General features: G+C 36.7%; 10 protein-coding genes. 5 read left to right on the top strand and 5 right to left on the bottom strand.

Going from position 1 to position 14,633, the window contains the following annotated elements:
* The first annotated feature begins 271 nt into the window (after window positions 1-271).
* The 4 genes from IRZ78_RS21315 (at window position 272) to IRZ78_RS21300 (ending at window position 4,502) form a co-directional block, all read left to right on the top strand.
* Window positions 272-1,513 carry a hypothetical protein gene (locus IRZ78_RS21315; protein ID WP_194618568.1) on the top strand — a complete coding sequence of 414 codons (1,242 nt, stop codon included), beginning with the start codon at window positions 272-274 and terminating at the stop codon, window positions 1,511-1,513.
* Window positions 1,504-2,532, top strand: a complete 1,029-nt coding sequence (locus IRZ78_RS21310; RefSeq protein WP_194618566.1) for a hypothetical protein — start codon at window positions 1,504-1,506, stop codon at window positions 2,530-2,532. The genes IRZ78_RS21315 and IRZ78_RS21310 overlap by 10 nt, the downstream gene beginning before the upstream one ends.
* Window positions 2,533-2,724: 192 nt before the next feature.
* Window positions 2,725-3,603, top strand: a complete 879-nt coding sequence (locus tag IRZ78_RS21305) for an AraC family transcriptional regulator (protein WP_194618564.1) — start codon at window positions 2,725-2,727, stop codon at window positions 3,601-3,603.
* 71 nt (window positions 3,604-3,674) lie between these two features.
* Entirely contained in the window at window positions 3,675-4,502 is an 828-nt protein-coding gene (locus tag IRZ78_RS21300; RefSeq protein ID WP_194618562.1) for an NmrA family transcriptional regulator, read from the top strand.
* 399 nt (window positions 4,503-4,901) lie between these two features.
* Here the strand turns inward: IRZ78_RS21300 and IRZ78_RS21295 are convergent, their stop codons facing one another.
* The 5 genes from IRZ78_RS21295 to IRZ78_RS21275 all read right to left on the bottom strand — a co-directional run bounded on the left by IRZ78_RS21295 (window position 4,902) and on the right by IRZ78_RS21275 (window position 11,457).
* Window positions 4,902-6,155, bottom strand: a complete 1,254-nt coding sequence (locus tag IRZ78_RS21295; protein WP_194618560.1) for an MFS transporter — start codon at window positions 6,153-6,155, stop codon at window positions 4,902-4,904.
* Window positions 6,156-6,171: 16 nt separating this feature from the next.
* Window positions 6,172-6,402: a hypothetical protein gene (locus IRZ78_RS21290; protein ID WP_194618557.1), complete on the bottom strand. Its 231-nt coding sequence runs from the start codon at window positions 6,400-6,402 to the stop codon at window positions 6,172-6,174.
* 6 nt (window positions 6,403-6,408) lie between these two features.
* Window positions 6,409-7,005, bottom strand: coding sequence for a TetR/AcrR family transcriptional regulator (locus IRZ78_RS21285; protein WP_194618555.1), 597 nt, complete (start codon window positions 7,003-7,005; stop codon window positions 6,409-6,411).
* Window positions 7,006-7,831: 826 nt separating this feature from the next.
* On the bottom strand, window positions 7,832-9,286 hold the full coding sequence (locus tag IRZ78_RS21280) for a glycosyltransferase (RefSeq protein WP_194618553.1): 1,455 nt from the start codon (window positions 9,284-9,286) through the stop codon (window positions 7,832-7,834).
* Window positions 9,287-9,855: 569 nt separating this feature from the next.
* Window positions 9,856-11,457 (bottom strand): Na+/H+ antiporter, encoded by a 1,602-nt coding sequence (locus IRZ78_RS21275; protein ID WP_194618551.1) that lies wholly within the window; start codon window positions 11,455-11,457, stop codon window positions 9,856-9,858.
* A 561-nt stretch (window positions 11,458-12,018) separates the two neighbouring features.
* Between IRZ78_RS21275 and IRZ78_RS21270 the strand changes: the two genes are divergently transcribed.
* Window positions 12,019-14,409, top strand: coding sequence for a mechanosensitive ion channel domain-containing protein (locus tag IRZ78_RS21270; protein ID WP_194618549.1), 2,391 nt, complete (start codon window positions 12,019-12,021; stop codon window positions 14,407-14,409).
* Window positions 14,410-14,633 lie beyond the last annotated feature (224 nt).

Raw genomic sequence — 14,633 nt, 5'->3', positions numbered from 1 at the left:
GATAGCATTGAAACATTCGATAATAACATTCAATTTTAGACAAAATCGAAATATTTTTAACCAAAATCGAAAATGTATGTTTAAATAAGGTACTATCTTCGTTTGGTACCAAATTAAAGGAATAACAAACAATTTAACGAAGAAAAATCTAAAAAAACCTATTATTATTACAAATTAAATACACGTTTTTCTCTCAATATTCTTGTTTTACACAAGTATATTGATAGTTTTGCGTTTTATAAATAAACCCCAAATTTAACCTACAAACCTTATGAGAAAAACCATTTCTTATTTTTTGCCATTGGCATTATTCGCAGCTGTACTTTTTAGCTGCAGCGATGATGACTCAAAAGGCGACAATTACAACCCCAATTATCTGGCCGTCATTGATGCTACTGCTTTACCCAAAGAAAACAGACCAATGACCATGTTCCAAGACGATGAGAACTCGTCGAAAATGTATGACAACAAGGATCGTTTTTTCCGTGTTAATCAACCCATGCAAATCATCCAAAAAGGAAAAGATTCTGTACAGGTTTCTCTTTATTCTCCTGTTGGTCTGAGCGATGTAAAAGTCTATGCCAAAATAGCCAACTACGACAAGCGCTTTTTAATTTACGAATTTTCTAAAGTTCCTGCTTTTCACCGTTCTTTTCACCAGCTTCCCTTGGTCGAAGGTAAACACGATTATCAGTTAGAAAACGGTAAAACAGTTACAATTGATAAAATTGGCGGATTTTCTTCGGGAGCGATCGAATTTTCTGTAGAATCATCAGATCCTTTATTTGCCAAATTCAAGAAAATTAAATCGAATCGACTAGTACAATTCAGCACGCAGTACCACCTTAATAATCCTGCTGATGATCCTAATAAATATTTACCGATGAATCCTGTTTTGGCCAAAGAAGCCATTACAATGATCATCAATTTCTCGTATGCCATTAGTCATCCTTTGTATTATGATACATTCATGAATTTTGACCGATACAAAAGAGAACAGGCTGCAACAGCAGGAACCGCAACCGTTAATGGCGCATTGAACTGGCACGGAAACGCTGATGATGTAGACGGAGTTTACGATTATCTGACCAAAGCTCAAATCGAACAAGCGTATAATACCTATATAGACAGCAGAACTTTGAATATGGCCATGGTGGGCGGAGGTTCTGCCTGGGGCGGAGGTGCTTTGGCATCGCAATGGGAATCAGGTTATGTAACTGGACACTGGAATGGAGAAATGTCGGTTTGGTCACACGAATACTCACATCATAGTGGTTACAGCCACAGCAGTAATTTGGCCAATAGCGGCCAGGGCGGCGGTCAGCAGGAAATGTTAACCGATTTTTATAAATATCTGATTTCTTTAAACGATCTTCCGTTTACAGATCCGGATATTTTAAAAGGATATACGAAGACAGCTTATTTAAATGGTACTTACAAAAAACCTGTCTTTAAGATTAATCCGAAAAATCCATTTTTACTAAAATATAAAGGAGAAGGAAAATGGAACTAACCTACAAAACTATCATGAACAAAATACCATTTTTACTACTAGTACTTTGCCTTTTTACCAATTGCAGCAAAGATTCTAATGGCGATGATCCAACTACTTATAACTACTTCTACCCTACTGATGAGGCTTCGATAACAGCGGCTCAAATTGGGGACGGAACCGGAACTTTAGATCCTAAAGGAATCGCGATTGCCAACGAAAAATTATATGTTGCTAATGGCAATGTACTTGAGGTTTTCAACGCGGTAACTTTGGCACATATCAAAACCATTACCGAATATAAAAAAGGAACTACCACGACTGCGTTGACCGAAATTACTTCTGTTGCTGTTGATAAAGGCCGAATTTATATAGGAAGCCGTGAATCAAGACTTTTTGTAATAGATGAAAATACAAATGCCGGAATCAGCATTGTTGGAAACGGTCAATGGTGGCAAACTTTTGTACACGTTTTTGGTGTTGTGGTAAAAGACGGATTGGTTTTCGTGAAAGAAAAAGAAACTTCGATCAAAGTTTTTGAAACTTCTCAGATCACAACAACCAGCGAGTGGAATCTAAAACCTATTGCCAAACTGAATACATTAAACGGTTTTGATCAGGTATACTCATTAGATGTTGAAGCTGGAAATTTAGTAGTTGCCGGAAGAGATGCAAAAAGTTATTTGTATTATAATATTGCAGCAATAAAAACCAATGCTGCAAGTTCGCTTACTGAAGCTATAAAACCGATTACTTCTACCATAGTGGCTAAACCAATTGCAGTTAGTTTTACCCAGGATTGGGCTGTTACGTCTGAAAATGTTGGAAGCGTCAATTTTTTACGCCTTTATCCTAAAGCAGATTTTATGGCACGTAATTATAACGCAAGTGTAAATATTTCTGATGTTTTAGGACAAAATCCATTTGGTAGTATTGTAAGTGTGGCGCAACTTAACGATCGTATATTTTTATCGGATAATACCAATAAAAAAATAAGAATTCTTAAGCTTAATCAATCTGTGATTAAGGAACAGAATTAAAAAATTCCAATTTTTGAAATTCCAAATTTCAAAAAAGCTGAAATCTCAAATTCCTTCATTGGAATTTGGGATTTTTTTTATTTTGGAGTTTTACTTTTTTAGATTGGAATTTGGAATTTTAAAAATTTGGAATTTGCTACTAGATAAATCGTAACTTTTCATGCTTTTTTGATACCAATAACAAAAAAATCCATGACAACAGATATCATCGAATTAAATGATTTTATTGTTTTAATCGAACAATCCAATACCGATAAAACATTTGTTCAGCAATGTGAGATCGATGGCGATGCTGTGGGATTTGCTTTTTATGGTTCGGGGAATGTTGAACTGGAAATCAAACACAACGATCAAACCAAGTATTTAATGAATACGACCGGTTTGGCGATTTGCTTTTTTGGGAATCAAAAAGTAGCTTTCTCGCATAAAATAGAACCCGATAAACCTTTGCAGTCGATCAGTATTTTTACCAAACCCAAACACCTTCATTCTTTGCCTCAGGCAGAAAAAGAGATCTTCGAAAACTATCTTCCCGAATTACTAAATCCGAAAGAACATTTTGTAAAAGGCCCTTCTTTTTATATGACATTGGATATGCAACTGGCGGTTCAGAAAATCTTCAACACCACGTATACCGGCAATACAAGATTGCTGTTTTTAAAAAGTCAGGTCAATGAATTACTGGCCCATTTTTATGGACTTTTAGCAACTGGCCATAAAATTGACTTTTCGGAAATAGACAAAAATAAATTGTATAAAGCGAAAGAAATTGTGACCAACAGTTATTCAAAACCACCTTCGATTACGCAATTATCCCAAATGGTAGGCCTTAACAGTAACAAACTCAAAAAGAATTTTAAGGAGCTTTTTGGCGTTCCGGTTTTCAAATTTGTTCAGGAAGAACGATTGCATAAAGCCTATGAATTACTTCGCGAAAGTGAAAAAACAGTACAGGAATCGGCTTGGGAAGTAGGGTACGAAAGTTTAAGCTCGTTCTCGAATGCCTTTCATAAAAAATTCGGCATGCGTCCTAATGATGTTCGCCAACAATTCCTTTCAAACAAATCTTAATTCTTTTACGACAAATGATTCTTTTTTAATCTCAACATCTTTGTATCAGTAATCATCAAAAAAAAACTGATATGAAAAATACCACCATTTTAGTTCTGGGTTCCAACGGAAAAACAGGACGCAGAGTAGCCGAAAGATTAGAAAAAATCAAAAATGTCGAAATTCGTTTGGGTTCGCGAAACGATAAAATCCCTTTTGATTGGGAAAAACCGGAAACCTGGCAAAGAATTCTGGAAGATGTCGATGCGCTTTACATCACTTTTCAGCCTGATTTAGCTGTTCCTGCGGCAGCATATTCTATCGAAAATTTTACTCGTCTTGCCACAAAATCAGGCGTTCAGAAAATCATTTTATTATCTGGAAGGGGCGAAAAAGAAGCCCAGGTTTGTGAGGAAATCGTAAAAAAAAATGCCAAAAACTGGACGATTGTTCGTGCCAGCTGGTTCAATCAAAACTTTAGCGAAAGCTTTTTCCTCGATCCTGTTTTGGCTGGAATTGTAGCATTGCCAAGATCTGAAGCTTTAGAACCTTTTATAGATGCCGATGATGTTGCTGAGGTGGTTACGGCTTCTCTTCTGGATGACAAACATAACGGACAAACATACGAATTGACGGGTCCGAGATTGTTAACTTTTGAACAGGCCATAAACGAAATTGCCATTGCTTCGGGCAGAAACATCACTTTTCAGGGATTATCTTTAGCAGAATATATCGGGATGTTAAGAGAATATCAGGTTCCAGAAGATTATATTTGGTTGATCAACTATCTTTTCGAACAGGTGCTGGATGGTCGAAATTCGAGTATTACTTCTGATATCGAAAAAGTTCTGGGCAGAAAAGCAAAAGATTTTTCCGCTTACGCGAAAGAAACAGCGACAACTGGGATTTGGAATGTTTGATACTTTCTTTTGTTGTTTGTGAATGTTGGACTCGGATTTAAACGGATTTTTTGTCATTTTTTGTCACTTCGACCCGAGGGAGAAATCACACTCGTAACTCGCCAAAGATTGTCCTTTACTTTGCGGAATTTCTAGTGTGATTTCTCCCTAGGGTCGAAATGAAAACATTGGGAGGCTTCGACTCAGCTCAGCCTGACAATGGGAATAGATTAAAATCCATCCCTACACTATGTTTTGTTCCCATGGAACTCCCCCGAAAAAAATTCCGAGTAAATCCGTTTAATCCGCACAATCCGGGGGCCATTAAAAACTAAGTCACCACGATATTTTCATTCACAGCATAAACCAAAAAAAGACTGCCTTTTCAGACAGTCTTTATATTCTTAAAATACTAATGTATTAGATCTTTACTTCTTTTGCAGCATCTTTCGATTTTACTAACTGATTTACTCTCCAAATAAAAAATATGGAACAAAGTGTAATAATTGCAATTACGTATCCTAAAATATCATAATTTTCCAATGGAGCTGTTTTGGTTTTCTGATGCACGATATATCCGGCACAAACCGCTGCAATTCCGCCTGCAATTTGCTGCAGTGAGGAAGATATCGACATATAAGCGCCACGATCTTCTAATCCAGGAATAGCTGTATTTAGGGTTGTAGCAGGGATCATTCGGCTCATGATTCCCATAAACAAAATCATATTGATAACTACGATTTCCCATAGCGGAATAGGATTCAGGTTGGTATAAATCAAAATCATAATGATAGAGAGTACAGAACCCGCTGCAAACAATTTAAACTTACTTATTTTATCACTTAACTTCCCCACCAAAGGCATGATAAAAAGTACTGAAAGTCCGGTAAAGAAAAATACCATTGGCAATTCTAATTGGCTAATTTTAATATTGTTGACCAAAAACGCACTTCCAAAAGGCTGTAACATAAATCCTCCAACCGAAAGAAATGCAATAGAAGCAAATCCTATTTGGTATTGTTTATTGCTTAACGTATGCCAAAGATGCAAAAACGGACTTTTATCTGATTGTACTTCAAGGTGTTTGATAATAGGCTGCATTTGAGTAATGATAGCAATCAGAATCAGGACTCCTAAAACGGCGATCATGATAAATGCCGAATGCCATCCCCAGTTGTTGGCAAAATACAAACCAACGGGAATTCCCAGAATCTGACTGGTGGCAAAAGCCATTTGTATAAAGCCCATCACACGACCTCTTTGATGAATGACAAATAAATCGGTTACGATTGCCAATGATACAGAACCTATTACACCACCAAAAAGTCCAGTAACGATTCTTGCCATAAGCAGCATGATATAACTCGATGAAAGTGCGCAGAAAACGGTACCAATAATGAATCCTGTGTAAAAGAAAATCAGCAATTTTTTTCGGTCGAATTTATCTGCAAAACCTGCTGCTAATAATCCGGAGATTCCGGCACTAAATGCATAAGCAGAAACGGCAAAACCAAAGTTTGCAGTGGTCATATCGAGTGTTTTCATTAAGATATCTCCCAGCGGAGAAATGACCATAAAATCAAGAATTACAGTAAACTGCAAAAGTGCCAGAATGGCGATGATGATTTTTTGGTTAAAAGTAAAAGCGGGGCTGTCCCCTGATGTTTTTTCCATATAAACTGGTTATTTTTTATTCATTTAATTCCTGGCATTCATGACCAAATCCGTTGATCATACCAATGATTGTTTCGGGTTTTAGTACCGATGAAACAACGCGGAGAACACAATCGACATCTTCGTGATCGATACTCCATTGCTGTATATCCTGGTGTTCGTCGAGCGTTTTACGCAGCTGGCAAGCCGGATCTACAGTAGCAATATTTGTTTTAAAAACGTGTATTGTATTTAAATCTGTATCCATAATTTTTCATGGTGTTAAAGCTTTTATGGTTCGGCTAAAAGCTTCTTTCATAATTTCTCTGGTAAGTTTAAATGGCCTTCCTCCCATACTCTTACCCTCAGTATGCATGTTCAACAGCGTGTATAATGGTCCGTAGGCGACAGACCAAAAAGCTTCAAATGTCATGGGAACCAGTTCTCTATTACGGAGTCCGTTATCCATAAACTCAGTCATAATCTTTCTAAAATCTGCAAACTCTTTAATAGAATCCAGAATGATTTCTGAGTGAGGTGAATGTTTGATGATTTCAAAGAAAGCAACTTCCTTGGGGTATTTCATGGTAAACGCCGCGCGGTTTTCCCATTGCTTCCATAATCCTTCTTCAAACGACATTTCAGGTGAAAAATTCTTTACCGTGCTGGTAAAATATTCTAATGCTGTTATAGCACCTATTTTTTGTATTAAATCATCTTTGTCTTTGTAGTATATATATAAAGTCCCAACAGAAATCGAACAGGCTTTCGCCAGTTTATTCATGCTGAAACCCTGAAATCCGTCGCGTACGATTTGATCAATTGCAGTTGCAATAACCAGCTTCTCTTTGTCAACATCCCGAATTCTCATGATATTTTTTTGACAAAGATAAAACAATAAATGAATGAACATTCTTTTATTAATTATTTTTTTTAATTTATTTTTTCGAACTTACTTCGGTCTTATTTTGCCACTCCCGATAGCTATCGGGATAAAAGGATTTAAATGATTATGATGTAAAAACATAGCAAAGGACTTCAACCGTTTGGACATAAGATATTTTAAAAATAAATTATTACAGTACGTTATTTACGATATGTTAATTACAGTACGTTCCCCGTGGTTGAAACCACGGGCAATGTTGAAATACGGTAAGTTAAAATTTCAAGAAAGTATATCGCCAAATTTTCATTTCGACGGAGGAGGGCAATTGAGTATGCATTTATCTTTGTTCAGGATTTTAGTAATCTTGTCATCCTGACGCAGGAAAAATCACACTATCCCGAAGCTTCGGGACGTAAAGAAAATCATCAATCTTTGCCGATTTTCGAGTCTGATTTCTCCTTCGGTCGAGATAACAAAATAAACGAAAATAGTATTATAAAAATGAGCCCCGATAGAAGTGGAAATCCTTTTAGGGCGGGGTTCGCCACAAAAGATTAGAACGGATTGCTTCGCCAGTTCGCTCTTTCAGGCTCGGGTGCGGGAAATAGCTCCTAAAAAAATTATAAATCAAATTCCTTTTTTCAAGATATAAGTTAGAAATACACCTAAAATAAAAAATACTTTTTAATGCTTTTAATCAGTGGCTATAAAAAATAACAGACTTTATTCCATAAAAAAACTCCTGCTCAGATGAACAGGAGTTTCAAAAACAAATCTAATTTCAATTTCTAATCTAATTCTAATATTTAATTTATGCTAAACCACGTGTTAACCAGCCTCTTTTGTTGGCTGTAACGATGGCGTATGGTGTAATCCAGAATAAGCTAAAGGTGTAAAAAACACTGTATGAATAGGCCCAAAGCGAATCGGAAAAATTATATCTTTTAGCGTAAAATAAAACCGGGAAGCTCGATACGATTAAGATTCCTAATAGTGTTGAACTTAAAAACAATAACGGATGAATGGCAATAAAAAAGAACATGAAAAGCATAAACGGATACGCCATAACAATTCTTAAAGCCTGGTTGAGCCATAAAAGTCTTGAACCAAATTTAGATTCTTTTCTAAAATCGGTGAAAACATATTTGGCCATTGCGATGTTTTCACGCACATTACTTCTGCTCCATCTGATAAACATTTTGTACAATCCCGTGTATTCTTCAGGAACGTTGGTTAGTACATAGGCATTTCTCTGAAACAATACTTGCTGTCCTTGTTTTAGGATCATATTAGTCATGGCGCGATCTTCACCAATATCTGATGGTTGTCCCATAAAAGTCTGGTTGATCCATTCGTCAAGACAGGCAAAAACGGCTGTTTTACGATATGCCGCAGCTGCTCCCGGAGTACAAAGTACAGAACCCAACTGACTTTCGGCAGAACGCATGAATTCAAAACTCATTACGAAACTCACGTTAAGCATTTTTGGTAAAATTGCTTTTTTGCTGTTTAGAACATGAACGTTACCTGCCACTGCTCCACATTTTTCGTTTACCACAAACGGGCTCACTAAATTACGAAGGGTATCTTTTTTCACGATCGAATCACTATCTACCGTTACAAAAATTTCTCCGGTTCCTAATTCAAATCCGCGGTATAAGGCGTGACGTTTTCCTGCGTTTGCCGGTTGCTGAAAAATTGTTAAACGATCTCCTAATTTTATTTTGGCTTGTTGCATCCAGTACCAGGTATCATCTTTACTTCCGTCATCTACGGCTAGTATTTCAAGTTTATGTGCCGGGAAATCACTGTCGGCTAAACTTAATAAAGTATCCCAAACCAGTTTTCCTTCGTTATACGCAGGAACGATTACAGTAACGGTTGGCAACATTTCATCCGAAACGGATTCGATTGGCTTGTATTTAAAAAACAAGTATAAATTGTACAGGAAAACTCCTGTCTGAAAGAAAAATAATAATCCGGCAACAATCAGGAATGGTAATCCCCAGGAAGAGTTTAATCGCTCAATTTGAAACTGATCGAAGTCGTCCTGCAAATGATATACAGAATACGCTCCCACAAACATTAAGATAAAAGTACTCACTAGCACAAATAACCCAAACTTACTTTTGGTGCGCTCGCTTACTTTTTTTGTTGCTGCATTTGAATTGTTAATACGAAAAATGGAACTGTTTAAAGCTTGTTCGTTGTTAAGATCCGGGTTCGAGGTATAAAATCGTTCTGTTGTTAAGGTTTCACTTTTCATATGACACTACTTTTGATTTGCTTTATATGGCTTTTATTTTATTTACTTTCCTCCCGATTCGTTATTTTCATTTATCGACAGGAATTTACATTATCCCATTTTGCAAGCGTTGTGCCATTATCAGTTTTTACTGGTTTTGAGTTGTTTAGGTGTTTTCATTGCTTTTGACGTGTGTAATTATTATACGGTTTTAGGATACAGTATACAGTTTTACAGCGGTTTTGGGAGGTTTTTTGAGTTGAGGTTTTGTGATCTTTGAAGATGACGAAGTTTAATAAAACGCTTTTTGGAATTTATTATTGTTATGCTGAGAGAAGTCGGAATTTTTGAATTTTAAAAATTTTGGATTTTAATTTTCAGGAACTCTTTCCTGCTGTCCGATTCTAATTCCGACACGGGTAGTAGCGAAATTGATGTTTTTTTAATTAGAAAACAGATCATTTCCCAATTAAAATTAGCTCTTCCTAATTTATTGAAAAATAAACCGCAATTTCTAAATTCCTTTGTATCTCTCATATGACATCATCATCGCATATCGCAATATGCGATGTTAAATACAAACAACTTAATTACTCCTCATACATCTCCATCCACAACCTGGTCTCCTCCAAATCCAGTTCTTTCTCAATCTTCCTGAAAATCTCTTCATTGACAGAACCGGATTTATGCATCGATTCTAGTTTTGCGCGTTCTACGTTTAGGAGATCGATTTGAAGTTTGGTGAAGTCGTTGAAGATCTCGCCGCCCATTAGATTTCCTTTTCCAAAGAAGTTGGCCGGGAGTTCGGTTTTTTGGAGGCGATTGAATTTTACTTCATACTTGCTCTTTATGTTATGAAGTAAGTCGTCGTTGAGTAACGAGAAATTATCTTCGATGTGGGTAATGGTTTGCGAAACAATTACGTTTCTTATTTCGTATTCTTCGGCCAGGATCGAATATTTTTCTATTTTTAGTTTTTTGATTAACCATGGTAATGTCAATCCCTGAATGACCAAAGTCGAAAGAATTACGCAAAATACGAGGTAAATGATGAGGTTTCGTAACGGAAAAGCCTCTGTTTCGTTCATCATTAGCGGAAGCGCCAGAGCCGCAGCCATCGACACTACGCCACGCATTCCGGACCAGCCGAAAACAATCATGTTTCGGAAATCGAATTCTTCCTGCAAACGGATTTTTTTACTGATATATCTTGGCAGTAAAGTCGCGGGAATCACCCATAAAAAACGCACCAGAATCACGACAATACTTACCGAAGCGCCCCAAATAAACAAAGACCAACCCGAGTAATCCCCAATTCCTTCGATAATTTGTCGCAACTGCAATCCGATTAAGATAAAGATCAATCCGTTTAGGATATTGGTCAGAACACTCCAGATGGTTCCCGTCATGATTCGGCTTTCGTGGGTGAAAATCGTTCCTGACCTTGCCGAAAGAAAAAGTCCGGTTGCCACTACGGCCAAAACTCCCGAAGCTTCAAAATGTTCGGCAATTAAGTACGAAGCAAAAGGCGTTAGTAAAGTTAAGGTCGCTTCAATCACCTCATCGCAGACAAACTTTTTATGAATAAAACTCATGATATATCCTACTCCTAAACCAATGGCGATTCCTAAAACCGACATGATAACAAAGTTCAGTCCGGCTTGCCAGAGGACAAAATTTCCTGCGGTAATGGCAGTCAAAGCATATTTGTAAGCGACCAGACCACTGGCATCATTTACCAGACTTTCGCCTTCGAGAATCGCAATTAACCTTGGGTGCAACCCCAAACCTTTTGTAATAGAAGTTGCCGAAACCGCATCAGGCGGCGAAACAATCGCGCCCAGTAAAAAAGCTAACGGCCAGGAGATATCATCTATCAGCATATGTGCGGCAACAGCTACGGCCACGGTGGTAAAAAGTACCAAACCTACAGCGGCCAAAGTAATTGGTCTTATAGTCTGTTTAAAATCTGACCAGCTGGTATACCACGCCGCGTGATATAAAAGTGGCGGCAAGAAGACAATAAATACCACTTCGGGACTTAACGCAATAACCGGAAGCCCCGGAATTACACTAATAATGACTCCGCAAAGCACCAGCACAATCGGAATGGGGAAATTGTACTTTTTACTGATAAGGCTCAAAAAAGCAACCCCGAAAAGTAACATGATAATTACTGTAATATTTTCCATTTTATGATTGTTTTTGTAATTCTGGTATTTAGAGTACGAATATAATAGTTTTTAAACTTTCTTGTAGCTATGCTTTTTATGTGTTCTTTTTTTTGACACTGATTAAAAGTATTAAAAAAGATTTGAAGTAAATGTTTTAACACAAAGTAACCAAGATCATTGTCATTCACAAGGGATGACAAAAATCAGCATAATCGTTGAACGCAAATATTAGGCAAAGTGCTGATGTTCTCATTCGAAAACGACAAACTAGACAAAAATACTATTATAAAAACAATTGCCCTAGCCCCGATAGAAGTGGAAATCCTTTTGTGGTGGGGTTCGCCAGTTCGCACTTTCAGGCTCGGGTGCGGGATTAGCTCCTAAAGAAACTTAGTTTTATCATTTTACCCAAAAATCATAATCATTCTAATCCTTTTAATCATTGGCAAAAAAAATTACACACATAACACAATTAAACTCAAGCCCGCAAAACCTCTTTTAACCAAATTTTATCATACTTTCCATCATAAATAGCCTAAAAAAAATTACATTTGACCCTTAAATTCATTGCCTTACATTATGATTCAGAAAAGAAATTTTATTGGTTTACTGACCTTATTAGCCGTCTTTTTTTACGCGCCGTTAACCTATTCACAAACCAAAGCAGCTACAACTGAAACTGCACCGGTTAAAGCTGATACTACTCCGCCTAAAACCCAAACCAAATCAAAACTTTTTGAAGAAAGTGCTACCGACAGCGATTATTTGATGGCTATCGAAAAAGCGGGTGAGGTTTTGGAATCTGCTCATAATGACACTGAGTTTGATGGAAACAGCCATCATTTGTTTGGAGAAATTAAACGAACGCAAGGCAAACTCGATCTTATTCTGGCGAGTTTAAAAGGGGCGAATCCTAATGTGCGCAACCAGCAAATGTATCGTATTGTCCTGAAAGAAATCGAACAGGAACTGGATGAACAAAACACGGCCATTAATTCCCGAAATCTGGAGCTTGAAAAAATCAAAGGCAGGGTAATTGAGCTGCGCAAGGACAAAACCCTAATGGGTCTTTTGACAGATACCATTAAACGCAAACAATTTAAAAAAGAATTTGCCAACCTAAAAAACAGATACCTGAGTACGGACAGTTTAATGACCAAAAATCAGGGGATTTTAAATACAAATAAAAGACTAACCGTAGAACGAAAAATTGCCGTTTCGAATGCTTTAATTACTGTAGAAAGTAAACTAGAACAGTCCGGAATAAGCATGCTGAAAAAAGAATATCCGGCTTTATGGAGCACCAGCGATTCTACGGCTAAAAAAATAGTCGGAAAAAATATCAAGGCCAAAATCATCATCGAGGAAAATGTGGCTTCCTACTATTTGAGTTATAAAGCAGGCGCATTAATCTTTTTGGTGTTATTAATGGGATTATTGGGCTGGTACATTTTACGCAATTTAAAATACCTTAAAAATAATGGTCATGAAGAACATTTATCTGAGTTTAACTTTAAATATTTAAATCGCGGCATTATCGTTCCGGTAGCTGTAGTGGGCCTTAACATTGCCGTGGTGAGTAATTTATATGCTCCGGCGATGTTTATAGAACTGATTCAGCTGGCTCTTTTGGGACTTATTACTCTACTGTTCAAAAATAATTGGTCAAAAGTGGCGATGCGCAACTGGCTGCTTCTTTTAGTTTTATTTTTTGTATTGTGTTTCCTTGACTTATTTATTGCCGTTGGTTTTATACAACGCTGCGCCTTTATTATCATCAATATTTTGGGCGTTCGTTATGGATTTGTTCAGATTAAAACCCTGAAAGACCAGCTTTACTACAAAGGTTTTTTTAAATGGGCTACGATCATTTTTATTGGTCTGAATGTTCTGGCGATTCTTAATAATCTCTTCGGAAGGGTGTCGCTGGCCAACATGTTAAGTATAACTGCTTTTATATCGCTTACACAAATTGTTGCCTTAAGCGTTCTTTTAAAAATAATTTTAGAGATTATTCTTTTACAAATTTATACCACTCGTGTAAAGCGCGGTATCGAAAAGATTTTTGATTACGAAAGCCTGTCTGAAACACTCAAAAAACCTTTCATCATCGTAATTAGTTATATGTGGATTGTGGTAATCGCCGCCAATTTAAACATATGGGAATCTTTGCGTACCAGTTTAAATTCATTATTAAGTCATCCTAATACCATAGGAAGCATCACTTTTACGTTAGGAAACATCGTTCTGTTTTTTATCATTATCTGGCTTGCGCATTTATTACAGAATTATGTGGCATATTTCTTTGGTGAAGTTGATGATGAAAACGAAGAAAACATCAACAAAAAACAACATTCTAAATTACTGATCACAAGATTGGTGGTTTTAATTTGTGGTTACCTTTTGGCCGTTGCCGCATCCGGAATGCCATTGGATAAACTAAGCATTTTATTAGGAGCGTTGGGTGTTGGTGTTGGACTTGGTCTTCAGAGTGTGGTGAACAATTTCGTTTCGGGTATTATCCTGATTTTTGATAAACCGATACAAATTGGGGACGTAATCAATATTGCTTCAGAATCTGGTCGTGTAAAATCGATGGGATTGCGTACGACGAAAATCAACTCGGCAAACGGTGCCGAAATCATTATACCAAATGGTAATTTATTATCGCAAAACATTACCAACTGGACCTATACAGACAATTATAAACTGGTAGAAACTGCTGTAGAAGTTAGCGGAGATATCATGCCCGACGAGATTAATACCTTAATCTTAGAATCTCTTGAAAGCATGGATTTAGTCAATAACACTAAACCTCCACAAATCTATTACACTGCAATTGCCGATGGAAAATTCAAACTGCAAATAAAATTCTGGTGCAGTATTTACCGTACCGAAGAAACCATTAGTAGTGCGCGTCAGGTACTTTTTAGTAATTTTAAAGCGAAGGGTTTAACCTTATCAACATAAAAAAATATTAGATTATATCTTAAAATCCGTCAAATCAAGTTTTGGCGGATTTTTTTTTGAAGTTGATTTCAGAAATAAAAAAGACATTAACAATTGTTCTAGAAAGCGAAACCAATTTTTTATTTTTAAAATTCATTAAAAAAGAACCCTTTAAAAAACTCTAAACCGTTAATTTTAAAAACAATAACTCCAAATTACAAATTATTGAATTAGAATCTAAAGCG

It is taken from the genome of Flavobacterium sp. CSZ, from assembly GCF_015350725.1.
In the GTDB taxonomy this organism is placed as follows: Bacteria; Bacteroidota; Bacteroidia; order Flavobacteriales; family Flavobacteriaceae; genus Flavobacterium.
This window is presented reverse-complemented; position numbering and strand designations above follow the sequence as displayed.